Annotated in this window: 22 protein-coding genes; 17 read left to right on the top strand and 5 right to left on the bottom strand. The window is 59.7% G+C overall.

Annotated features, from left to right (window positions below):
* The first annotated feature begins 84 nt into the window (after nucleotides 1-84).
* From AXF13_RS09075 to AXF13_RS09035, 9 genes are all read left to right on the top strand, one after another.
* Complete coding sequence (locus AXF13_RS09075; protein WP_062252747.1) at nucleotides 85-633, top strand: N-acetyltransferase; 549 nt, start codon at nucleotides 85-87, stop codon at nucleotides 631-633.
* 113 nt (nucleotides 634-746) lie between these two features.
* The gene (gene argF, locus AXF13_RS09070; protein ID WP_062252745.1) at nucleotides 747-1,769 is read left to right on the top strand and encodes an ornithine carbamoyltransferase; all 1,023 of its coding nucleotides are present in this window, start codon (nucleotides 747-749) and stop codon (nucleotides 1,767-1,769) included.
* 196 nt (nucleotides 1,770-1,965) lie between these two features.
* A complete protein-coding gene (locus tag AXF13_RS09065) occupies nucleotides 1,966-4,278 on the top strand; it encodes a PAS domain-containing hybrid sensor histidine kinase/response regulator (protein WP_223299891.1) in 2,313 nt (770 codons plus the stop codon).
* Between the two features lie 947 nt (nucleotides 4,279-5,225).
* Complete coding sequence (locus tag AXF13_RS09060; protein ID WP_062252743.1) at nucleotides 5,226-7,178, top strand: NADH-quinone oxidoreductase subunit 5 family protein; 1,953 nt, start codon at nucleotides 5,226-5,228, stop codon at nucleotides 7,176-7,178.
* A complete protein-coding gene (locus tag AXF13_RS09055) occupies nucleotides 7,178-8,029 on the top strand; it encodes a respiratory chain complex I subunit 1 family protein (protein ID WP_009302215.1) in 852 nt (283 codons plus the stop codon). The genes AXF13_RS09060 and AXF13_RS09055 overlap by 1 nt, the downstream gene beginning before the upstream one ends.
* 12 nt (nucleotides 8,030-8,041) lie before the next feature.
* Complete coding sequence (locus AXF13_RS09050; RefSeq protein WP_009302216.1) at nucleotides 8,042-8,605, top strand: NADH-quinone oxidoreductase subunit B family protein; 564 nt, start codon at nucleotides 8,042-8,044, stop codon at nucleotides 8,603-8,605.
* A gap of 21 nt (nucleotides 8,606-8,626) precedes the next feature.
* Nucleotides 8,627-9,115, top strand: coding sequence for an NADH-quinone oxidoreductase subunit C (locus AXF13_RS09045; protein ID WP_062252741.1), 489 nt, complete (start codon nucleotides 8,627-8,629; stop codon nucleotides 9,113-9,115).
* Nucleotides 9,112-10,194, top strand: coding sequence for a hydrogenase large subunit (locus tag AXF13_RS09040; protein ID WP_008685113.1), 1,083 nt, complete (start codon nucleotides 9,112-9,114; stop codon nucleotides 10,192-10,194). Before AXF13_RS09045 ends, AXF13_RS09040 begins: the two co-directional genes overlap by 4 nt.
* A gap of 3 nt (nucleotides 10,195-10,197) precedes the next feature.
* Entirely contained in the window at nucleotides 10,198-10,617 is a 420-nt protein-coding gene (locus AXF13_RS09035; RefSeq protein WP_062252738.1) for a 4Fe-4S binding protein, read from the top strand.
* Between the two features lie 76 nt (nucleotides 10,618-10,693).
* Here AXF13_RS09035 and AXF13_RS16050 read toward each other — a convergent pair whose 3' ends face one another.
* Nucleotides 10,694-11,425, bottom strand: coding sequence for a class I SAM-dependent methyltransferase (locus AXF13_RS16050; RefSeq protein ID WP_083522043.1), 732 nt, complete (start codon nucleotides 11,423-11,425; stop codon nucleotides 10,694-10,696).
* A 105-nt stretch (nucleotides 11,426-11,530) separates the two neighbouring features.
* On the opposite strand from AXF13_RS16050, the gene AXF13_RS16045 reads away from it, so the two are divergent.
* A complete protein-coding gene (locus tag AXF13_RS16045; RefSeq protein WP_083522042.1) occupies nucleotides 11,531-11,779 on the top strand; it encodes a helix-turn-helix domain-containing protein in 249 nt (82 codons plus the stop codon).
* Between the two features lie 117 nt (nucleotides 11,780-11,896).
* On the opposite strand, the gene AXF13_RS09025 is transcribed toward AXF13_RS16045, so the two are convergent.
* Both AXF13_RS09025 and AXF13_RS09020 read right to left on the bottom strand, forming a co-directional pair.
* Nucleotides 11,897-12,487 (bottom strand): lysozyme inhibitor LprI family protein, encoded by a 591-nt coding sequence (locus tag AXF13_RS09025; protein ID WP_062252734.1) that lies wholly within the window; start codon nucleotides 12,485-12,487, stop codon nucleotides 11,897-11,899.
* 192 nt (nucleotides 12,488-12,679) lie between these two features.
* A complete protein-coding gene (locus tag AXF13_RS09020; protein WP_008685108.1) occupies nucleotides 12,680-13,372 on the bottom strand; it encodes a LexA family transcriptional regulator in 693 nt (230 codons plus the stop codon).
* Between the two features lie 432 nt (nucleotides 13,373-13,804).
* Between AXF13_RS09020 and AXF13_RS09015 the strand changes: the two genes are divergently transcribed.
* Together AXF13_RS09015 and AXF13_RS09010 are read left to right on the top strand one after the other, a co-directional pair.
* On the top strand, nucleotides 13,805-14,038 hold the full coding sequence (locus AXF13_RS09015; protein WP_062252732.1) for a hypothetical protein: 234 nt from the start codon (nucleotides 13,805-13,807) through the stop codon (nucleotides 14,036-14,038).
* 10 nt (nucleotides 14,039-14,048) lie between these two features.
* The gene (locus AXF13_RS09010; RefSeq protein ID WP_062252731.1) at nucleotides 14,049-14,471 is read left to right on the top strand and encodes an FCD domain-containing protein; all 423 of its coding nucleotides are present in this window, start codon (nucleotides 14,049-14,051) and stop codon (nucleotides 14,469-14,471) included.
* A gap of 77 nt (nucleotides 14,472-14,548) precedes the next feature.
* Here AXF13_RS09010 and AXF13_RS09005 read toward each other — a convergent pair whose 3' ends face one another.
* Entirely contained in the window at nucleotides 14,549-15,568 is a 1,020-nt protein-coding gene (locus AXF13_RS09005) for an FUSC family protein (protein WP_062252729.1), read from the bottom strand.
* Between the two features lie 185 nt (nucleotides 15,569-15,753).
* Here AXF13_RS09005 and AXF13_RS09000 point away from each other — a divergent pair, with 185 nt between their 5' ends.
* From AXF13_RS09000 to AXF13_RS08990, 3 genes are all read left to right on the top strand, one after another.
* Nucleotides 15,754-16,236 carry a LexA family protein gene (locus tag AXF13_RS09000; protein WP_062252728.1) on the top strand — a complete coding sequence of 161 codons (483 nt, stop codon included), beginning with the start codon at nucleotides 15,754-15,756 and terminating at the stop codon, nucleotides 16,234-16,236.
* A complete protein-coding gene (locus AXF13_RS08995; protein ID WP_062252726.1) occupies nucleotides 16,217-17,518 on the top strand; it encodes a Y-family DNA polymerase in 1,302 nt (433 codons plus the stop codon). The genes AXF13_RS09000 and AXF13_RS08995 overlap by 20 nt, the downstream gene beginning before the upstream one ends.
* A 110-nt stretch (nucleotides 17,519-17,628) precedes the next feature.
* Nucleotides 17,629-18,396 (top strand): GntR family transcriptional regulator, encoded by a 768-nt coding sequence (locus AXF13_RS08990; RefSeq protein WP_062252724.1) that lies wholly within the window; start codon nucleotides 17,629-17,631, stop codon nucleotides 18,394-18,396.
* Between the two features lie 80 nt (nucleotides 18,397-18,476).
* On the opposite strand, the gene AXF13_RS08985 is transcribed toward AXF13_RS08990, so the two are convergent.
* Nucleotides 18,477-19,370 (bottom strand): Lcl C-terminal domain-containing protein, encoded by an 894-nt coding sequence (locus AXF13_RS08985; RefSeq protein ID WP_223299890.1) that lies wholly within the window; start codon nucleotides 19,368-19,370, stop codon nucleotides 18,477-18,479.
* A 654-nt stretch (nucleotides 19,371-20,024) separates the two neighbouring features.
* On the opposite strand from AXF13_RS08985, the gene trpS reads away from it, so the two are divergent.
* A complete protein-coding gene (trpS, locus tag AXF13_RS08980; protein WP_062252722.1) occupies nucleotides 20,025-21,119 on the top strand; it encodes a tryptophan--tRNA ligase in 1,095 nt (364 codons plus the stop codon).
* Between the two features lie 282 nt (nucleotides 21,120-21,401).
* Nucleotides 21,402-21,626: a hypothetical protein gene (locus AXF13_RS16750; RefSeq protein ID WP_150116142.1), complete on the top strand. Its 225-nt coding sequence runs from the start codon at nucleotides 21,402-21,404 to the stop codon at nucleotides 21,624-21,626.
* The last annotated feature ends 61 nt before the right edge of the window (nucleotides 21,627-21,687 follow it).

The raw sequence follows: 21,687 nt of genomic DNA, 5'->3' as shown, positions 1-21,687 counted from the left end.
CTAAGTACGCGGCGAACAACACGGGCCGCGCCGCCACGGCCGTGCCGTGCGGCGGGCCGCAAACAGCGACAGGTAACAACAATAATGCCTATAGCCATTCCACGCTTTGACGCCGGGGATACCGTCATTGTCCCCGACGTGCGCATCAGCGACGCGTCCGCTCTGGAAATCCGCTCCGCCCGGGTGGGAGACGTACACGGCATGTCGGCCCTGATCAACCAGTATGCCTCCTCCAACGTCATGTTGGCGCGGGGGCCGCAATATCTGTACCAGCATATCCAGGACTATATGGTGGCAACGGCCCCGGCGTCGGACGACGGGCGGGAAACCGTGGTGGCCTGCGGTTCCCTGCACGTGCTCTGGGAGGATCTGGCGGAAATCCGCTCCATTGCCGTGCATCAGGCCTGCCAGAACCAGGGCCTGGGCAAGCGGCTGGTGGACGCGCTGGTGGAGCGCTGCCGCCGTCTGGGCATTCCCAGGGTCTTTGTGTTCACCCTGGCCGAATCTTTCTTCAGCAATTGCGGCTTCCAGGAATTTCAACGGGAAAGCCTGCCCCCTGTGGTCTGGGTGGAGTGCAGCAAGTGCCCGAAATTTTACCGATGTGACGAAATCGGCATGATCCGCACGCTTTGACGGTCACGGGCGCCCGGCGCGCCGGGGACGCTTTGTTCGCATGCCGCCGGGGGCTCTGCCCCCGCTTTCGTTTTTCACCCTAATTCCCATGCCCGTATGGGCCGGAGCAGAGCATGAACAGACTGGAGCAGAGGGATTTTCTGAAGGAAATCGACTTCACCCCGGAAGATCTGACCTATCTTCTGAATCTGGCGGCTGAACTCAAAGCGGCCAAAAAGGCCCGCCGCGAGCCCAAATTCATGCGGGACAAAAACATCGTGATCCTTTTTGAAAAGGATTCCACGCGTACCCGCTGCTCCTTTGAGGTGGCCGCCCATGATCAGGGCGCGCACGTCACCTATCTGGGGCCGTCCGGCTCGCAGATGGGCAAAAAGGAATCTCTGGCCGACACGGCCCGCGTGCTGTCACGTTTTTTTGACGGCATCGAATACCGGGGCTATGAACAGAGCCGCGTGGAGGCTCTGGCCGAATATGCCTCCGTGCCGGTCTGGAACGGCCTGACCAATGAATGGCATCCCACCCAGTTGCTGGCCGACATGCTGACCATGCGCGAATGCTGCTCCAAGCCCTTGAACCGGCAGAGCCTGGCGTATCTGGGCGACGCCCGTTACAATATGGGCAATTCCCTGATGATCGGCTCGGCCATGCTGGGCGTGGATTTCCGTTCCGTGGCCCCCAGGGAGCTCTGGACCTCGGACGAGGTTTTTGAAATGGCGAGGCATATCGCCCGGAGCACCGGGGCTGAAATCACGCGTACCGAAAGCGTGGAAGAGGGCGTCAAGGACTGCGATTTTCTCTATACCGACGTCTGGGTCTCCATGGGTGAGCCCGACGAGGTCTGGAAAGAACGCATCAAACTGCTTGCCCCCTACCGCGTGGACATGGCCGTCATGGACAAGACGGGCAATCCGGATTGCAAGTTTCTGCACTGCCTGCCCGCTTTCCACAATCGGGACACCACAGTGGGCGAGGACATCTACCGGCGCTTCGGCATCGAATGCATGGAAGTGGACGACGCCGTTTTTGAATCCGGCCGCAATATGGCCTTTGAAGAGGCGGAAAACCGGATGCACACCATCAAAGCCGTGATGGTGGCTACTCTGGCTGAAGAGCCGCTGTCCTTCGAGAAAAAGTAAGGCCGGGGTTGCGGCCCTGTCTGCCGCCGTGTAATGCTTAAGACTGCACGGCAGTATCGCCGCCGGGCGCGAGCTCGGCGCGGCGGCGGAAATGCCGTGAGCGGGCTGAAAATCGCGTTTTCGGCGAAGCGACCTTACCACGTGAAACGTAAAATGAAGTTTTAGTGGTTATGGTAGTGGAGCAACGGGGTATGGGATGGATCTGAGCTGGATGCTGGAAGAGTATGACGGCATAGTCTATGTCAGCGACATGGACAGCCATGAGCTGCTCTATATGAATAAGGCCGGCCGTGAGCTCTTTAGTCTGGACGAGGCCGCGCTGTCCCGTCGTCCGCGCTGCTACGAGGTGCTGCAAGGCCGGGATGCGCCCTGCCCCTTTTGCACCAACACGTACCTGAACGAATCCGGCTTTTATGAGTGGGAATTTTACAATCCTCGCCTCCAGCGGACCTTGCTGTTGAAAGACAGGAAGGTCCGCTGGAACGGCCGGAACGCCCGCATCGAGTTCGCCACGGACGTCTCCGGCTACAGGCGGGCCATTGCCGGCCATGAGCGCCAGCGGGATTCGATTCTGCAAAGCCTGCCCGGCGGCATCATCCGGGTGGACGCCAGGGACGGCCGCACCATTCTCTGGTACGGGGGCCGGTTTCTGGAGATTCTCGGCTATACGGACGAACAATTCGCGCAGGAATTGCAGGGCCGGACTTCCTATGTGCATCCGGACGATCAGGGCAAAATCGGGGAACTGAAAGCCGCGTTGCGCGAAAGCGGCAAGACCGCCAGTACGGAAATGCGCGTTGTGACACGCAGAGGCGAGGTGCGCATACTGACCGCGACTTTCCGTTACGAAGATGCGGCTGCCAGCGCGGACGGCATCCCCTCTTTTTACAGTGTGGGCATTGACATTACGGAAATCAAGGCCCGCCAGGAGCTCCAGCAGAAAGCCCTGGAAGACGCCTGCCGCGCCGCCAGAGCGGCCGACCGGGCCAAGACGGACTTTCTTTCCCGGATGTCCCATGACATCCGCACGCCCCTGAACGCCATTCTCGGCATGGCCGATATCGCCGGAACCCGGCTGAACGATCCGCGCGGCGCCGGAGAGTGTTTGAAAAAGATTCAGACCTCCGGCAGGCACTTGCTCAATCTGATCAATGAAGTGCTGGACATGTCAAAGATCGAGAGCGGTCAGATGCGCCTTGCGGCGGAGGAAATGGAACTGGCCGAGCTTGTGCGCAACGTGCTGGATGTCTGCGGTTCTCTGGTGAAGGAGAAAGGGCACACTCTTGCGGTGCGGGCGGATGTTGCGCACGAGCGGGTGCGGGGAGACTTCGGCCGCCTGCAGCAACTGTTCACCAATCTGTTGGCCAATGCCGCGAAATATACGCCGGCGGGCGGCAGCATTTCCTTCAGCATCGACGAACTTCCCTCGCTCTATACCGATGTGGGCCTGTTTGAATGCGTCATCGAGGACAACGGCATCGGCATGTCCGAGGATTTCGTCAAACATCTTTTCGAGCCCTTCAAAAGGGCGGACGATCCCCGCATCTGCAAAGTACAGGGCACGGGCCTGGGCCTGGTCATCAGCCGAAGCATTGTGCGCCTGATGGGCGGCGGCATCAAGGTGGAAAGCAGGCCGGAAGAAGGCAGCCGCTTTATTGTCTCGTTGCCGTTGCGCCTGGCAAAGGAGACTGCCGCGGCTGCCGGGGCGGCCTGTGAACAGGCCGTGCTGGTGCTGGCCGCGGATCAGGAGCAAAATCTGCGCGCCTGCCGTCTGCTGGAGGATCTGGGCCTGCGGGCCGTGCCCGCGCACAGCGCCGCTGAAGCCCGAGAGCGAATCAGTGCCGAGCGGGCGCGCTCTGAGCATGTTGCCGCCGTGCTTCTGGACCAATGTCTGGCGGATGAGGACGAGGCGGCCTCGCCCCGAGCTCTCCGCGCGCTTTGCGGGGAGGAACAATCGTTGCGCGTCATCCTTGTCCGGGAGCCTCTGTCCGCGGACGGCGACTCCATGCGCGACGGCGTGGATGCCTTCCTCGACAGACCGTTGTTCCGCTCCACACTGCGCCGCGCTCTCCTGCCCGGCGACGCGGAGGGGGCCGAAAGCGCGCTGTCCGCGTCGAATGCGAGCCTGGAGGGCAAGCGCATCCTGCTGGCGGAAGATAACGAGATCAATCGGGAAATCGTGGTCGGCCTGCTTGAAATGAAGGGAGCCTCGGTGGATGCGGCGGAGGACGGCCAGCGTGCGCTGGAGATGTTCTGCGCTTCGGCGCCGGACACCTATGATCTGATTCTGATGGACATTCAGATGCCCCGGCTCAACGGCTATGAGGCCGCCGCGGCCATCCGCGCCCGGGACCGGGCCGACGCGCGCCGGGTTCCCATTCTCGCCCTGACGGCCGACGCTTTTCCGGAGGACGCGCTGCTGGCCCGGAGATACGGCATGAATGAGCATATTTCCAAGCCCGTGGCGGCGGAGCAGCTTTACCATGCCGTGGGGCGCTGGCTTCTTTGAATTTGCCTGTCCTGTGAATGGCTACCGTCCGGCAACAGCATTTGATTTGACTGTAAGGATTGTAAAGAGGCGCGCCCGGCTTGAGCCGGGTGCGCCTCTTTAGAGCAGATTACCTTTGAAACGCTGCACGTTTCAAAGGGGTCATTCCGGCAAAAACGCGGTTATCGCCGCTGTCGCCAACGGGGACAACGCTTCGGGCAGCCTTCGGGCGCTTTGCCGGAATCCGCGCCGCGTTGCTCTTGATGCCTGTACGCCCTTTGGGCTACGGGCACGGCCCTACGGGCCGCCCGTCGGGTCGGTCTTCGCGGCGCGCCGCACGGTGTGCGGCGCTAGGGCAATTTCAAAGTGAAATTGCCCTAGCTTGAAGACGGCATGCCTAAGGACTCGATTACATCGTCGTAATCACCGTCGTGATCCGTAGCCCTATGGGCAACGGATTACGCGAAGCTACGGACGGCGACAGCAATTGGTTACGCGGACATCCTGCCAGGGAAACTGCTGTCGCTAGCCGTTAACAGGCAGAGCCGTTGACGTATTCATGTGTGAACTGCTCTGGTTTGCCTGCGGGAATGGCGGCCGTCCGGCAACAGCTTTCGTTTTGACCGTAAGGATTGTGAAGAGGCGCGCCCAGCTCAAGCTGGGCGCGCCTCGGCGTGTTGACGTTGTCTACGCGACCAAAAATCAGGAACAGGTCGTGGCCGCGCCCACCCCCTGTCGGTTCCATCAGCCCGGAAAGTGTCCTCATGGGGAGAATGTGATTTTCATCTCAAATTCATCGCTTGCTCAATAAGCAAAAGTCCGGAAGCAGCATTGACGCAACTCGTCTGCACTGATAGGGATAAAAAAGTTATTCGCTTTATGACGTGTAAGGAGGACACATTTTTTCCTTTTGTGTTACGATGCGTTATCGGTGAAGTTTTTCACAACTCACGTGCGGTGAGGTGGATATGCTCGATATTCTTGTTTTTTGCTGTGTGGTCTTGCCGTTTATCATCGGCATAGCGTTGTACTATGTCCGCAGCGGCGCAATCCGAAAACTGCTGGTGCCCGCGGCCGTGACCGTCATGGCGCTTGCGGCGGTGGGGCTGGGAACCCAGGGCGCGTTCCATCTGGAGGCGCATGAACTCTTCGGCCTGCCCCTGGACAATGTGCTGACCCTGCTCGATTTCATCCTGCTGCTCTACATTCTGGCCCTGGGCTGGAAGTTGGGCAGCCGCCTGGTCATGGGCATGACCGCCCTGCAGCTGGTAGGCCTGATCTACCTCAAGGCCGTGCTCATGGACCACGGCGCGCCGGTTACCGCCTTCGCGCCCGACGGCCTGTCCCTGATCATGGTGATCATCATCTCCGTGGTGGGCGGGCTGATCACCATTTACGGCCTGGGTTACATGGATATCCACGAAGAGCATCTGCATCTGCGCACCTCGCGGCAGCCGCGCTTTTTCGCCATCATTTTCTGCTTCCTGGGAGCCATGAACGGTCTGGTGCTCTGCAACAACCTCTCCTGGATGTTCTTTTTCTGGGAGATGACCACGCTCTGTTCCTTCTGGCTCATCGGCCACGACCGCACCAAGGAGGCCGAGGCCAACGCCTACCGGGCCTTGTGGATGAACGTGCTGGGCGGCCTGGCCTTTGTGTCGGCCATGCTTTTCATTCAGAAGAGCCTGGGCACGCTTTCCACGGAACTGGTGCTGCAGAAGATGGTGGCTCTGGACGTGAAGAGCACGGCCATGCTGCTGCCCTTTGCCTTCCTCTGCCTGGCGGCCTTCACCAAGTCGGCCCAAGTGCCCTTTGAGAGCTGGTTGTGCGGGGCCATGGTCGCGCCCACGCCGGTGTCGGCCCTGCTGCACTCGGCCACCATGGTCAAGGCGGGCACCTATCTGCTGCTGCGCATGGCTCCGGCCTTCGCCGGCACCACCATGTCCACCATCGTGGCCCTGTTCGGGGCGTTCACCTTTGTGGGTACCTGCATGCTGGCGGTCAGCCAGAGCAACGCCAAGAAAATCCTGGCCTATTCCACCATATCCAATCTGGGCCTGATCATCGCCTGCGTGGGCATCAACACCCCGGCCTCCATGGTCGCGGCCACCATGATCATCATTTACCATTCGGTGTCCAAGGGCCTGTTGTTCATGTGCGTGGGCGCCATTGAGCAGCGCATCGGCTCGCGCGACATCGAGGACATGCGCGGCCTGTACAGCGTCATGCCGCGCACGGCCATCATCACGGCCATCGGCATTTTTACCATGATGTTGCCGCCCTTCGGCATGCTCATCGGCAAGTGGATGGCCATTGAGGCCATTGCCAGGGCCACCCAGGCCATGACCCCGATCATTTTCTTCATCGCCCTGGGCTCGGCCTTCACCGTGCTGTTCTGGGCGCGCTGGGCCGGCATCCTGGTTTCCTCGGCCAACCTGCACGAGCACCCCGCCAAGGGCAATCCGCGCGCGTCGGTCTTTTTCGCCCTTTGCGCGCTCTGCGGCCTGGCGCTGCTCTTTTCCTTCATCTCGCCTCTGGTGCTGAAGACCTTCGTGGCTCCCTCGGTCACCGGCCTGTACGCCCGCCTTAACCTCCAGGGCTTCATCCCCGGCGCGGGCATTACCGGCGCGGAAGGCATGGCCTGGCTCTATCTGCTCTTCATTTTGCTGGCAGGGGGCGCATGGCTGGCCTGGCGGGCGGCCAAGAAGGTGCCTGAAGACGCGCACAGCCTGCCGTACTTCTCCGGTCTGGCGGAGGAACGCAACGGCGAAGTGGGCTTCAGGGGGCCCATGAACGTCTTTGAACCGGCCCGCGCCGCCAACTACTATCTGGCCCAGTACGTGGGCGAGGGCAAGATTACCCGCGCCATCGACATTATTTCCACGGCCTTTCTGATCGTCTTGGTAGGAGGTCTGCTGTGATGCTCACCATCTTCGGCGCCATCGGCGGATTGATACTGGCCCCCTTTGCGGGCGGCCTGCTCAGCGGGGTGGACCGCCGCATCACGGCGCGTCTGCAGTCGCGCCAGGGACCGCCGCTGCTCCAGCCCTTTTACGACGTGCTCAAACTGTTCGGCAAACAAGCCAGGGTGACCAACGCCTGGCTGGTATTCAGCGCCTACATCTATCTGCTTTCCTCGGCGCTGGCCCTGTTCATCTTCTTTATGGGCGGGGATCTGCTGCTGCTCTTTTTCGTGCTCACCGTGGGGGCGGTCTTTCAGGTGGTGGGCGCCATCTGCGTGCCCTCGCCCTACAGCCAGGTGGGCGCGCAGCGCGAACTGCTGCTGATGCTGGCCTACGAACCCATTCTGATCATGGTCTTCGTGGGCTTTGCCATGTGCACGGGTTCGTTCATGCTTTCGGATGTCTTCAAGCTGGATTCGCCCCTGCTGCTGAAAATGCCCCTGCTGTTCCTGGCGCTGGGGTATGCCCTGACCATCAAGCTGCGCAAATCGCCCTTTGACCTTTCCGCCGGTCACCACGGCCATCAGGAACTGGTGCGCGGCGTGCAGACCGAATACTCCGGTCCCTTCCTGGCCCTGATCGAAATCGGCCACTGGCTGGACCTGGTGCTGATTCTCGGGCTTTGCGCCGTGTTCTGGCACACCAGCGTCATCGGCATGGCCATCCTGGTGGCCGCCTCGCTGTTTACGGAAATCCTCATCGACAACATTACCGCCCGCCTGACCTGGCAGTGGATGGTGCAGAAGCAATCGCTGCTGGTGGGCATGGGGCTCGCGCTGGTGAACCTTTTGTGGCTCTACGTGGCCTAAGGAGGCCGGACTATGGGATTCCTCGATGCAATGATCAAACGGAGCCGACTCAAGTCGCCGTGGATCATCCATTTTGACTGCGGCTCCTGCAACGGCTGCGATATCGAAGTGCTGGCCTGCCTGACGCCCATGTACGACGTGGAGCGTTTCGGCGTGGTCAATACCGGCAACCCCAAGCACGCCGACGTACTGCTGGTCACCGGCACGGTCAATCACCGCAACCGGCATGTGCTCAAGCAGATTTACGACCAGATGCCCGAACCCAAGGCCGTGGTTTCCATCGGCGCGTGCAATCTCTCCGGCGGGGTCTTCAAGGACAGCTACAACATCCTTAACGGCGCGTACAACGTGATTCCCGTGGATGTTTTTGTGCCCGGCTGCCCGCCCAAGCCCGAGGCCATCATCGACGGAGTGGTCACGGCCCTGGACGTGCTCAAGGCCAAGATGGGCCTGGGCCCCGCGCCCGAGCCCATGCTGATGCCCGGCGACGCCGACGACGGAACGCCTGCCGGTGCCGTGGGAGACAACGGCGGACAAGAGCCGGATACTGCGGCGCACATGAACAACGCGGGTTGAGCCCGGTAAAGGACAAAAGCCATGTTTTTCGAAGCCACGCCCGTCACGCCTGAAACGCTGCTCACCGAGGTGCGGCGTCTGGCGGACGCCAAATACCGTTTTGTGACCATGTCGCAGACCGTGCTCGACGAGCATACCCTGCGCCTTTACTATCACTTTGACGAAAATCTGACCATGACGGATCTGCGCTGTAACTCCGAGCTCTGCCACTGGTCGCCCAGCGACGCCAAGGGTATGCGCCACCTGCGTATGGATGTGGACAAGGACCAGCTCATTCCCAGCATCTCCTCGGTCTATTTCTGCGCGGTGCTCATTGAAAACGAGACCCAGGATCAGTTCGGGGTGCGCTTTGAGGGCCTGCCTCTGGACTACCAGGGCGGCATGTATCTGGAAGGCGAAGTCACGCGCGGTCCTTACTTCACCATGACCACGGTGAAGCGCCCGGCCGGGGCCAAAACGCCCACGCCCGCCCCTGAGGGCGGCGAAGCCGCCAAAGGAGAGCAAGCATGAGCAACCGCACCACCGTCATTCCCTTCGGGCCGCAGCATCCGGTGCTGCCGGAGCCGCTGCACATCAAATTCGTGGTGGAGGACGAAACCGTGGTGCAGGCCGTGCCCCAGCTCGGTTTTGTGCACCGCGGCCTGGAAAGCCTGGTCCGCAACAAGGATTTCAATCAGATGGTCTTTGTGGTGGAGCGCATCTGCGGCATCTGCTCCTGCATCCATGCCAACTGTTACTGCAATGCCATTGAGGACATGCTGGGCGTCACGGCCCCGCCGCGCGCCCAGTTCCTGCGGGTGGTCTGGTCCGAGCTGCACCGTATCCATTCCCATCTGCTCTGGCTGGGCCTGTTCGCGGACGCCTTCGGTTTTGAAAGCGTATTCCAGCAGTTCTGGCGCATTCGCGAGCATGTCATGGACATCTGCGAAGCCACGGCGGGCAATCGCGTGATCCTGTCGGTCAATGTGGTGGGCGGCGTGCGTCGCGACCTCAGTCCGGACCAGATCCGCTGGATGCTGGAGCAGCTCGACGCGTTGGAGCAGGGCATGCGTGAGCTGACCAGCACCATGCTCAACGATTACACCGTGCAGGAACGCACGCGCGGCATCGGCCTGCTGAGCAAGGACGACGCCCGCCTGCTGGGCGCGGCCGGGCCCACCCTGCGCGGCAGCGGCTGGGAAATCGACGAGCGCATGCACGGCTACGCGGCCTACAACGACCTCAACTTCATCCCCGTGGTGGAGCAGGACGGTGACTGCTATGCCCGTTCCAAGGTGCGGTTTTACGAAGTGCTGCACTCCATCGACCTGATCCGCGAAGCCCTGAACCGCTTGCCCGACAGCGAGCTGACCGTTAAGCTGCCCGGCAACCCGGACGGCGAATCCATCTTCCGGGTGGAGCAGCCGCGCGGCGAGCTTTTTTACTATGTGCGGGCCAACGGCACCAAGATGCTGGAGCGCATGCGCGTGCGCACGCCCACCTTTGCCAACATCCCGGCCCTGCTGCACATGCTGCCCGGCTGCAAACTGCCCGACGTGCCGGTGATCGTGCTGAGCATTGACCCGTGCATTTCCTGCACAGAGAGGTAGCCCATGTATATGCTCAAAAACGTACTGCGCAATTTGTCCGGCAAGCCCGCCACGCGGCTGTACCCGCTGGAGGAGCGCGAACCCTTCCCGGCCTACCGGGGCGTCATCCACAATGACGTGCAGGCCTGCATTTTCTGCTCCACCTGCGCCCGGGTCTGCCCCACCGGCGCGATTACTGTGGATGCCAAGGCCGGGCGCTGGGAATATGACCCCTTCCTCTGCGTGTACTGCTCGGCCTGCGTGGAAAAATGCCCCACCAAATGCCTGAAGCAGGAGTCCATCCACCGCAAGCCCTCGGTGCGCAAGTTCCACGTGCTGCGCACCGGCACGCCGCGCGTCAAAAAGGCCAGGGCCGATGCGGCCAAAGCCCGGACGGACACTGTGCCCGCAGCGGCGGCCAAGACGGAGGGAGAGGCCGACTAGCGAAGGTTCTTTTTCGTTACCGGAAGAAAATAAAAAGGCGGACTCGCAAGCAGGTCCGCCTTTTTATTTTCTTCTGTTATTCCACACGCCTGAGTAAATACACTGCCCGTTGTGGTCTGCTCAGGGTAAAACAGGTGGATTTAATCATTGCAAAACCATTTCTGCAAGCTATGCAACTGACCTCTGACGCATCAAGTCGCAACGTATATTCTGATGGCCTGCGTTTTTCCTCAGGTAACTTTCTATCTTTTGTATGCCATTGATTCCCCGGAATTTTGTCATACTGCCGTGTAACCATGTCGCACACAAGATAGCCGCCAATTTTCAGCGCATTGCGATAGCGAACTAAAAAATCGGATAATGTTGTTCCGGGAATATGATACAGCCAATTGACAGACAAAATGCCATCCAGTCCATTTGGTAAATGCGTAGGGTTTAGCCCGTCATCATGCCAGACTTCCAGTGGAAGAGAAAGCAACGAAGCCAAATTTTGTCCGAGCTCAAGTGCGGCGTTCGAAATATCAGAGCCATAGAGCCGTTGAAAACCTTGTTGACCCAGCCAGAGTAAATTGGCGGCACTGCCACATCCTGGCTCAAAAATTGAAGAATTTTTAGGAAGTATGGCATTCAGCCAGCGGCAGGCCGTGCAGGCGTGTCTTCTCCATTTACGGCTGGTAATAGCATATTCATGCCAGGACGGAGCTTTGCTCTGCCACATGAGCTTACTTAGTTGTCTTTGCGAAATACCTTCCAACGAGTTTCCAAAGGGCAAGCGATCCAGAAGATAGGCAAGAGCTGGAACAATCATTGATTTCCCCTATGGCGAGAGTTTGTTTCGGATACTTTTGTATCCACTTCTGAATGGATACATTTGTATCCGCAGGGGGTCAAGCTTTTCGTGTACCTTTAAGACATGAAACTCTATCCCAATTTGGCGGAAGCCATAGCGAACACGCTTGAATCATTAAGAAATGAAAAAGAGATGAGCAAATCCTCTTTGGCGGATTTTGCGGACATCGAAAGATGCTATCTGAGAGACATAGAAAAGGGGAATAGAAAGCCGACTGTAAACACAATATTTTGTCTGTGTGAGGCTCTGCAAGTAGATCCGATCGACTTTTTCAAGAGGGTGGTTGGAGAGATTGAGCGACTAAGAAAATAAAAAGGCCCCTCAATATCTATTGAGAGGCTATAATCTTATTTTTTGAAGCCTGTTAAATAGGAGATTGCCCTCTTGGCCGCCGGAGGCATCACCGAACCCGGAGAGCGCCGGACCGCTTTACTGCGAAGTGGCGCTGTTCAGCATATCGTCCAGCCAGCGAGACATGCGCGCGGTCTGCTCCAGATACCAGAGTGAGGAAATCACCGTGGCAAGAGTGCCGCCGTCGGGATCGTACATGGCGGAGGAGCCGTTTTTGCGCAGATTTTCCCAGGCGTTAAGCGCGTCATTGAGGGCCTTGGCCCGTTCTTCGGAGAGAATCGGAACAAGGCGGGCGCGCTGTTCGGCCATATGCTTCTCCAGGCGTTCCACCTCGGCGTTCATGCAGTCCTGCATGGGCACGGTGATGCCCGCCGCCGCATCCATGCAGACACGGAAGTCCCGGCTGAGCAGGCGGTCCACTTCGGTGGCGTTTTCCGCGTCACCCGCGACATCCTGCCCCGCATCCGGGGCGGCGTCATCGGAAGGCTCCACGGCGTCCGGCGCGGCGGGAATAGTCGCGCGCGGACTTTCGGCGGCCGTTGTCGCCGGAGGCGATTGCGCGGAACCGGCGGCTGCCGCCGACGCTGACCCGGCAAGCGCCGGGAGCAATGCAACTACAGCCAGCAGCAGGAGAGCCTGAAGGGCGGATGCCGCACAATGTTTCAGCATGGACAACTCCTTTGCGCGCGGCCGCGGCCGCAATTTTTGCTGACATTCAGCCTAGCCGAGACAAGGAACGGGCGCAAGTGATGCCGGATTCCGATAACGGCGCGGTTCGACCCGACTCCGCGCCGGGCATGGTTTCCGGCTTCAGCCATGACGGTCGGGCGGGGGCGGCGGAAATCAGTCAGCGCCCTTGGGTCAGCGGTATTCACGGCCGGACCAGAGCACGCGGCCGATAACCCGGAACTGATCCGCGCAGTCGCCGCGCAGATCCAGGCTCAGAGGCGGATAGGCAGGATTGACGCTGTGCAGGATGATCTTGCCGGGCAGTTTGTCGATGCGCTTGATGTAGATGGCGTCTTCAAAACCTACGGCATAGAGACGGCCCGGGCTGATTTCCGTCTGGCCCCGGTCCAGCAATACCAGATCGTTATCGAAGATTTCCGGCACCATGCTGTCGCCGGACACCCGCATCAGGACCATGCGCCGGGGATTGCCCTTGCGGCGCAGAAAGTCGCTGCGGAAGGCATAGCCGCCCTCGTTGCTGTTGCTGCTGACTTCCAGACTGCCGGTACCGGCGGACAAACGGGCCTCGGCCAGCGGCACGGTGATCAGCTCGGTGTCGCAATCTTCCTGCATGCTGGGCAGTTCGCCTTCCGCTGCTTCGGGCAGGCGCATGGGACCGCTGCCGAAAAAAAGCCAGTGGGCGTTGACGCCTGTTTGCGCGGCGCAGGTCTGAATCCAGGCCGGGGGCACTTCACCGCGTTTGCGCGCGCCGCTGACGGATTGGGGCGTGATGCCCAGGGCGCGGGCCAATTCAGCTTCGCTGGCGGCGTCAAGAGCCCGCATCAGCCGGGCCAGAGTCTGGGAAAAGGAGATTGTATCGGACATGGCAAACCTCGTCATCCTGCGGCAGAACGGGACTGCGCAAAAAGTTGCGCTTGTTCTTTTTATATTAATGTAGGTAAATTTTAGATTGAAGACTATCAATTTTTGTTATTGCTGGCAAGGCCTTTACTTCATTAAAAATTGATTCAATGCTTGTCGGCCGCACGCCGGATCAGGGGTGTGTCTAATTTGAAAAATTAGACACATAAAATCCGTAGGGTTTTGCGGCGGCGTAGCCGCAGGGAGCCGGCGAAAGTTGGGAGCATGACTCTGCTCGAAATTTTTGCAATCAGACAGTAGGGAACATAACGGGGCAGGGCCGTTGACCGGGCGGCATCCCTCAGGTTATCCAGGCCCACGTGGTGGAGATGACGGTCGGCACGGACCGTATCCGCGCGTCTTTTTACAACCTTTTTCCCATGATGAGGAGCCGCCATGCAACTCTGTGAAAAATGCGACGGCACCGGCAGAATTTCCTGCGGAGCCTGTTGGAACGGCCAGCGCAAGCCCGTGTGTCCCGAATGCACCGGCAAGGGCGTGATCCGGACGGAGCACGGCGATCTGCCCTGTCCCCGCTGCCGGGGCAACGGCAAGGTCACGCCCGTGAGTTGCCCGCACTGCGGCAACAGCACGCCCTGTCCGGTCTGCAAGGGCAGCGGCGCAGTATAAGCTCAGCCTCTTGCAGTTCAAACAAAAGGCCCCGGAACGCCTTGCGCGTTTCGGGGCCTTTTGCCTCAAGCCTCGGCGGATAGAGCAAAGTGACTTTGAAAAGTTACTTTGCTCTGGTCGTTTCCGGGGTCTGCCCTGCGGGATAGGGTGCTCGGATCCTTGTATTGAAATATGTACTCACGAAATTTTTTTCGAGGTCTCGCCCAATATTTTCGCCAGGCGCATCCTGACGCCCATCAAAAATCGGCTCTGGGACTTCCCGCACAAGAATTTCGTGCTGGACTGGTATCTGGCGGCCGTGGCCGAGCACGGCCTGATCGTGGATGCCATTGAAACCCGGTCACGGGAAAAACTCATGCACGCGATCAAGGAACTGCACTGGGATTTCCACTACAACGAGCGGCATATCCGCAAGGTCTACAATCTGGAATAGAGCAATTCACGGACCATAACGCCGAAAGGCCCCCTGAACTTCGCGTTCAGGGGGCCTTTCGGTCATATGCCGTGAAATTATGCCGCCTGTCCCGCCGGGGGCTCTCCCCGGTGGCGCAGTCTGCGGATCAGCCGAAGCGTGAGGTTGGAGAGCAGCACGCAGGCGCAGGCGATGACCGTGTCAATGAGCCGCCAGCGCAGCAGGGACATGTCCCCGCCCATCTGGAGCATGGAAATGTCGATGAGCAGCAGCACGGCGCAGGTGATGGCAAAGCTGAACAGCACGTAATGGCCCTTGGCATAGGGCATGCCAAAGGCCGCCACCCCGATGGCCACGGCGATATGCAGGGGAGCGGTCACATTGTAGAGGATCACGGCGGAAACCAGCACGCCCGCCAGGGTGCCCAGGGTTCGCGCCCAGATCCGGAACAGCTCCGTGGCGCCGTCGCTGTGCATGACGAAGAGCACGGTCAGGCCCACCCAGGCCGGGTCGCTGAAGGAGAAATACCGCGCCGCCAGGGTGGAGAACAGCACCGTCACGGGCACGGCCACGCCGAACAGGCGGCCGTTGGTGGCCCCGTGCAGAAAGGCCTTGAATTCCTCCAGCGGGGTGGTGGCGTCGTCCGCCTCAAAGAGCATGCTCACCAGGCTGAGGCAGATGCCCAGCGCAATGCCGCCGAGAAAAGCCAGGGCCATGGGCAGGGTGGCGGAAAAACCGAAAGAGGTCAGCAATACGGAAGACGCCACGTATTTGACCATCAGGCCCAGATAGGCCTGATCCGGCCTGGGCAGGGCCGCCAGCCAGCTGAGCAGGAAAAGCAGAACCAGCACAAGGTCGTGCCGGCCTTGCAGGGCAATGCCCAGGGCGGCGGCCAGCACCACCAGCAGACCCCCCGTGCTGATGCCCACCACGCGGGCCAGGGCTCCGTGCCGGGGCGCGATGAGCAGGGCGAACATGGCGCCGAACGAGGCGGCGGAGACCAGGGAAAAAGCCTGAAATGCCACTCCCAGGACCACGGGCGTGGTCAGGGCCACGGCGAAGAGCAGGCCGTTGCCCACCGTGGCGGCATTTTCCTTGAACCGGGACGTGAAACTCATATATCCTCCGGTTGCGGGCGGTTCGCCGTCCGCAACGTCTCGTCTGGTTTGAAGCGATGCTCTGAAACGATATGGCATCAAAGCGGATTCGCCCTGATTCAGACCTACAATGCCGGGGATACGCCCGTCAATGCGGCGCGGGCCGATGCTGAAGGTCGCTGCGGCCCGGCCGGGCAGTTGCCAGCATGGGCTTCTGCCGCTATCAAGAGGGCATGGATACGCCGCTCTTTTCTCCCTCTCTTGAACTGCTGGGCGCGTCGGCCCCGGTGCGCCCAGGCGGGCGCGAGGGCCTGCCGCTGTATCTTTCGCCCGTGGAGGCGGGTTTTCCCTCTCCGGCCGAGGACGATCTGGACAGCAGGCTCGACCTGCATGAATATCTGGTACGTAATGAGGCGGCTACCTTTTTTCTGCGCGCGCACGGTGATTCCATGCTGGGCGCGGGCATCCACGACGGGGATCTGCTTATTGTGGATCGCTCGGTGGAGGCCGGGCACAGGCGGGTGGTCATTGCCGCCCTGGACGGCGAGCTGACCGTCAAACGCCTGCTGCGGCGCGCCGGGCGGGTACTGTTGGCCCCCGAAAATCCGTGCTTTTCACCCATCGACATCACGGAACGAGAATATGTGCACATTTGGGGCGTGGTGACCCATGTCATCCATAAATTGTAAAAAACCGCTCTGGGCCTTAGTGGACTGCAACAACTTCTACGCCTCCTGCGAGAAGCTGTTCCGGCCGGATCTGGCCGACCGGCCGGTGGTGGTGCTTTCCAACAACGACGGCTGCATCGTCTCCCGTTCCGCTGAGGCCAAGGCCCTGGGCATTCCCATGGGCGCGCCGGAATTCAAGATCCGCCCGCTGCTCAAGGAACTGGACGTGGCGGTTTTTTCCTCCAACTACGCCCTGTACGGGGATATTTCCACGCGTATTCTCGCCATTCTGGAGCAGCACTGTCCGGTGGTGGAGCCGTATTCCATTGACGAGGCCTTTCTTCGTCTGGATGCGCCCCTGCGGGCCAATCTGCCCCAATTCAGCCGCGCCCTGCGGGCGACCATTTTGCGCTGGACCGGCATCAGCGTGTCCATCGGCCTGGCGGAAACGCGCACCCTGGCCAAGGTGGCCAACCATGTCGCCAAAAACAGGACCGCCTATGACGGTGTTTTTTCCCTGGCCAGGCCGGAGGCGGACATCGACGCCGTGCTGGCCGGGACGCCTGTGGATGAGGTCTGGGGCGTGGGGCGCGGACAGGCCAAGCGGCTTCGGGCCGAGGGCGTGCGCACGGCCCTGGATCTGAAACGGGCCGGAGATCTCTGGCTGCGCAAGCGGCTCACCGTGGCGGGCTGGCGCACGGCCCTGGAACTGCGCGGTCTGCCCTGCATCGGGGAGGGCAATGCGCCCGCGCCCCGCAAGGCCCTGATGTCCTCGCGCTCCTTTGCGAACAAAGTCCGTGAACGCGCCATGCTGGCCCAGGCTTTGTCCTGCTTTGCCGCGCGCGCCGGGGCGCGCCTGCGTCGGGAGGGCCTTGTGGCCGGGGGCATGGCCGTGCATATCCGCACTTCCCGCCATGAAAACGCGCGGTTTTACGATCAAACGGTCCAGCTGCGCTTTCCCGCGCCCACGGCGGACAGCCTGAGCCTGATCAACGCCGCCATGAGTGGCTTGGAGCGCATCTACCGCCCCGGCTTCGGCTACGCCAAGGCCGGGGTCATGCTCTTTGACCTGGAGGCCGAAGACCGCCTTCAGGGCAGCCTGCTGGTGCCGGAAAACGCGGAGCGCCGACAACGGCGGGAACGCCTGATGGCATCCCTGGACGCCATCAACCGGCGTTTCGGCAGGGATGCCGTGGCCTTCGGAGCGCAGGGCCTGGGCGAGGCCCCCTGGCATATGCGCCGGGAGCACTGTTCTCCCCGTTTGACCACAGACTGGAAGGAATTGCCCCTGGCACGCTGCTGAGGCGGCATCCGGTGAACGCAAAATATTTTTTGCCGGGCTTGACAGGGCCGCACGGCGCGGGTATCAGGGAATAAATGTTCCTTATTGTATGCAGATGATAGGTGATAGATATGTCATGCAGCAAGCTTCCCGCCATGGAAAGTCTGGAACGCGAAAGCGTCCGGTCCCTGTATGAGCAGGCCGCGGACCGGTTGCGCTCCCATTTCATGGGCATGCGCCCAGGGGAGCGCGTCCCCACCGAGGCCGAGCTGACCCGTTTTTTCCAGGTGGGACGTTCCACTATCCGCAAGGCCTTGCAGCGCCTGGTGGAAGAGGGGCTGCTGGTGCGCAGCCCCGGCAAGGGGACGTTTATCGCGCGTGCCGTGCCGTGCATCATTCACTCCATTGACCGCGTTTCCGCCTTTATGGACACCTTCCGCCGCAACGGAGAGGATGTGCGGACGCAGATGATCGACTTCGGCTGGCTGGGCAGGGAGGTGCCCCTGCCGGAAAAGTTGCGCGACTGGCCCCGGCCCGTCCTGCGTTTCGACCGCCTCTACGTCTCGCGGGGCATTCCGCACGCCGTGGCGCGGGTCTGCCTGCCGTACACCATCGGCAACCACATCAGTTCGGCGGACATGGAGTCCACGCCGGTGTACAGGATGCTGCGGGAAAAATTCGCGCAGGAGCCGATGGGCTCGGAATTTCTGGTCAGTTGCGAGCAGCCGCCCAAAAATATCAGCGACCTGCTGGAAGTTTCCCCCAGTACGTCCCTGCTGGTGCTGGAACGCATCACCAGGGACGCGTCGGGCAATCCCCTGGAATACACCACCCATTTCCTGCGCCCGGACATTTATCGCCTCAGTGTGCATCTGGGTGAGGAGGGGGCTGGTGTCTGAAAATTAGATACACAGAACCCGTAGGGTGTTGCGGCGGCGTAGCCGCCATGAAGCAGCGGAAAATTTTTACAAGCAGGCTCTCAAAGCCGCCGGGAAACCTCTTTTCCCTTGCCGTGCACCGGCCAGAGATGAAAACCGGTGTCAGGCTTGAAACCCACGCCCACCATGCCGTCGCGGCTGTAAAGCGCCCAGGCGTAACGGGCTTCATAGACGCTGGTGGTGGACGACCAGTACACGTCGCGCACGTTTGTAAAAGGATGCCCTTCGGGCAGGGCCGGGGAGTCGGCCTGAAGGTCCACCAGACTTTCCAGTTCCCTGATATTAGGCATGCGCCAGTCCGTGGCCCTGTCCTGAGCCGCGCGGTTGAGTCCGTCCACGGCGGCCAGGGCTTCTTCCCAAGGCAGGGGGCGGCCCAGAGGATCGGCATTCCGGCTCCAGATCAAACCTGTAAGTTGATCCCGCACCGAGTCGCCATCCAGTGCAAAACGCTCCCCGGGCGAAAAGAGAGGCGCGGCATCTTCTGTTTTCGGCAGGCAGACCGGCCAGACCAGGGCGGCTTCGTCCTTGCGGACGCGGGTCACCCGGCCGCCGCCCAGATGAATGTGCCAGGCCTGTTCCGGCAGGCGGTGGCAGGTATCGGCGGTCCAGTAGTAGCCGGAAAAGACGTTGGTAAAGGGATGCCCCTCGGGCAGGGCCGGATTGATATATTGATGGCTGAGCAGGGAAAAGAGCAGCCGCCGGGGCGGCAACTGCCAGTCGGCGCAGCCATGGGCTTTATGGGCGGCCATATCCGCCGCCAGCGCGTGGGCTTCCTCCCAGTTGAGCGGAAAGTCGGCGAGATTGGCGTTGCGGGCCCAGAGCGCGCCGCTCAAGCTGTCCCGCACCAGATCGCCCTGAATCTGAAAGCGGCCGGCGGCGGGCGGGAGATGTTTGGACCGCGCGGCGTCTTGTTCGGAACCCGGGCCGGAGCCCATACAGTCTATGCGTTTTCCGGCAGTGTCATAGCAATGGATTTGATCGGTTTCCAAGAGTAGGGGATACATGATTTTCCTTGATACAAAAGCGTTGTCCTGATGGTAACGCAAAGCGGAACAATGAAAAAGGGCCATGCCGTGACCGGGCGGATTTTTGGAGCATTTCATGCGTGAGCTGCTCTAAAAATCCGCCCGGCATACGTTCTGTCGTATTCGCTCCCTTTGGCTGTTCTTCAGCAAGGATTTTTCCGGGTTCAGCCCCTGTTACATCCGGTTGAAGGCGGCGCGGTATTCGTAGAGGGCGGTCGTCGTGCGGATACGACTTAGTTTGTTTCCGGGATGTCATAGCGTTCTGACTTGCTGCAATATTCCCGTAAGTAAGGGATATGAATTATAGTCGATTAGTATGTTAGTATGGACGGCATCCACGAATTGAGATAGAATATAAAGGATGTGGTTAGCGAAAAATTCGAGCCTCGCGTCTGATTTGAAAAATCGGCCCCATAACCCCTCTAGGGTTTTGCGGCGACGTAGTTGCTGTGAGTCAGCGAAAATCGAGAGCAGAACTATGCTCGAAATTTTTGCAGTCAGGCACTCGTTGGTTCGAGGTCTGCCGTGCGTCAACCCGATATCAGGAAACGAGAGGATATACAGATGGGCAAGATTATATTGACTGGCGACCGCCCCACGGGACGACTTCACATAGGGCATTACGTGGGCTCTTTAAAGCGCAGGGTGGAGCTCCAGAATTCAGGGGAATTTGACGAAATTTACATCATGATTGCTGATGCCCAGGCCCTGACGGACAATGCGGACAATCCGGAAAAGGTACGCCAGAACATCATTGAAGTGGCTCTGGATTATCTGGCTTGCGGACTGGACCCGGAAAAATCCGTTCTGTTCATCCAATCGCAAGTGCCCGAACTTTGCGAAATGGCCTTTTACTACATGGACCTGGTAACAGTCTCCAGGCTTCAGCGTAATCCGACAGTGAAGTCTGAAATCCAACTGCGCAATTTTGAAACGAGTCTTCCGGTCGGTTTTTTCACCTATCCCATCAGTCAGGCGGCGGATATTACCGCTTTCAAGGCAACAACCGTGCCTGTGGGCGAAGATCAGGCGCCCATGATTGAGCAGACCAAGGAGATCGTGCACAAATTCAATGCGGTGTACGGAGAGACGCTTGTGGAACCGACCATCCTTCTTCCGGACAACGAGGCCTGCCTTCGCCTTCCGGGTACCGACGGTAAGGCCAAGATGAGCAAATCTCTCGGAAACTGTATTTATCTGTCTGATTCCGAAGAGGAAGTGAAGAAGAAGATTATGTCCATGTTCACTGATCCCAATCATCTGAGAATGGAGGATCCGGGACAGGTGGAAGGCAATCCCGTCTTCATTTACCTGGATGCCTGTTGCGGGGATGAGCATTTCGAGAAATATCTGCCCGAGTATAAAAACCTAGGAGAATTAAAAGCCCATTATGCCCGTGGCGGCCTGGGGGATGTGAAGGTAAAGCGCTTCCTGAACAGTGTGCTTCAGGAAATACTTGGCCCCATCCGTGAACGCCGTAAGGAGATTTCCAAAGATATCCCCGCGGTATACCGGATATTGGAAGAGGGCAGCCGCAAGGCCCGAAAGAAGGCGGCGGAAACCCTGGCAGCGATGAAGCGGGCCATGAAGATTAACTATTTTGAGGACAAAGAGCTGATCGCTGATCAGGCGGAGCGCTTCAGAAGCCGGATGGACTAGGGGGCTAAATTGAGGAGTTTTGCCTTTCCGGCAAGGAAAACAAGCTTGTTACGAAGGGAGTGTGCTCTTACGGTGCTCGACTGGAGTGAAAAGTGCAGTTTGACGCAGCCGGAGGGCAAAAGAACCTATTTAGAAACACCCCCTATTGTCTCATTTGAAAAATTAACCACCCAAAATCTGTAGGGTATTGCGGCGGCGCAGTCGCTGTGAGTCAGCGAAAAGCACGTTTTTTCGCTGACGATCCTGCGAAATATGACGGGTCCGGGAGGAGTGTCAGGGAGAATGCGGGTCTTTCCGCTGTCCCCGGCATTCCTCCCGACGTTATTTATCGGCGGTTGCGGTCGTGGCCGGGTCTGGTCCATTCGTTTCAATCTTGATGATGTCGCCTGTTTTGCGTTTCCAGAGCAGATCAACTTTGAAATGTTCCAGAAAAATGAAAAAACCCTTGAAGAATCAAGGGTTTATCATTTTTTGGCTCCCCGAGACGGACTTGAACCGCCAACCTAGTGATTAACAGTCACATGTTTTTAGCTTCTTTATGTTTCACAGAATTTCTTGATGTTGTAAA

This window comes from Desulfovibrio fairfieldensis (assembly GCF_001553605.1).
Lineage (GTDB): Bacteria > Desulfobacterota > Desulfovibrionia > Desulfovibrionales > Desulfovibrionaceae > Desulfovibrio > Desulfovibrio fairfieldensis.
This window is presented reverse-complemented; position numbering and strand designations above follow the sequence as displayed.

Bases quoted from the DNA above. Each gene is read 5' to 3' on its own strand.
- AXF13_RS09000 (WP_062252728.1), top strand. From the start codon at position 15,754: ATGGGCTTCTGCCGCTATCAAGAGGGCATGGATACGCCGCTCTTTTCT.
- AXF13_RS09060 (WP_062252743.1), top strand. From the start codon at position 5,226: ATGCTCGATATTCTTGTTTTTTGCTGTGTGGTCTTGCCGTTTATCATC.
- AXF13_RS08990 (WP_062252724.1), top strand. From the start codon at position 17,629: ATGTCATGCAGCAAGCTTCCCGCCATGGAAAGTCTGGAACGCGAAAGC.
- AXF13_RS09015 (WP_062252732.1), top strand. From the start codon at position 13,805: ATGCAACTCTGTGAAAAATGCGACGGCACCGGCAGAATTTCCTGCGGA.
- AXF13_RS09075 (WP_062252747.1), top strand. From the start codon at position 85: ATGCCTATAGCCATTCCACGCTTTGACGCCGGGGATACCGTCATTGTC.
- AXF13_RS16050 (WP_083522043.1), bottom strand. From the start codon at position 11,425: ATGATTGTTCCAGCTCTTGCCTATCTTCTGGATCGCTTGCCCTTTGGA.
- AXF13_RS16045 (WP_083522042.1), top strand. From the start codon at position 11,531: ATGAAACTCTATCCCAATTTGGCGGAAGCCATAGCGAACACGCTTGAA.
- trpS (WP_062252722.1), top strand. From the start codon at position 20,025: ATGGGCAAGATTATATTGACTGGCGACCGCCCCACGGGACGACTTCAC.
- AXF13_RS09065 (WP_223299891.1), top strand. From the start codon at position 1,966: ATGGATCTGAGCTGGATGCTGGAAGAGTATGACGGCATAGTCTATGTC.
- AXF13_RS16750 (WP_150116142.1), top strand. From the start codon at position 21,402: ATGCGGGTCTTTCCGCTGTCCCCGGCATTCCTCCCGACGTTATTTATC.
- AXF13_RS09035 (WP_062252738.1), top strand. From the start codon at position 10,198: ATGTATATGCTCAAAAACGTACTGCGCAATTTGTCCGGCAAGCCCGCC.
- AXF13_RS08995 (WP_062252726.1), top strand. From the start codon at position 16,217: ATGTCATCCATAAATTGTAAAAAACCGCTCTGGGCCTTAGTGGACTGC.
- AXF13_RS09045 (WP_062252741.1), top strand. From the start codon at position 8,627: ATGTTTTTCGAAGCCACGCCCGTCACGCCTGAAACGCTGCTCACCGAG.
- AXF13_RS09050 (WP_009302216.1), top strand. From the start codon at position 8,042: ATGGGATTCCTCGATGCAATGATCAAACGGAGCCGACTCAAGTCGCCG.
- AXF13_RS09040 (WP_008685113.1), top strand. From the start codon at position 9,112: ATGAGCAACCGCACCACCGTCATTCCCTTCGGGCCGCAGCATCCGGTG.
- argF (WP_062252745.1), top strand. From the start codon at position 747: ATGAACAGACTGGAGCAGAGGGATTTTCTGAAGGAAATCGACTTCACC.
- AXF13_RS09005 (WP_062252729.1), bottom strand. From the start codon at position 15,568: ATGAGTTTCACGTCCCGGTTCAAGGAAAATGCCGCCACGGTGGGCAAC.
- AXF13_RS08985 (WP_223299890.1), bottom strand. From the start codon at position 19,370: ATGGGCTCCGGCCCGGGTTCCGAACAAGACGCCGCGCGGTCCAAACAT.
- AXF13_RS09020 (WP_008685108.1), bottom strand. From the start codon at position 13,372: ATGTCCGATACAATCTCCTTTTCCCAGACTCTGGCCCGGCTGATGCGG.
- AXF13_RS09055 (WP_009302215.1), top strand. From the start codon at position 7,178: ATGCTCACCATCTTCGGCGCCATCGGCGGATTGATACTGGCCCCCTTT.
- AXF13_RS09025 (WP_062252734.1), bottom strand. From the start codon at position 12,487: ATGCTGAAACATTGTGCGGCATCCGCCCTTCAGGCTCTCCTGCTGCTG.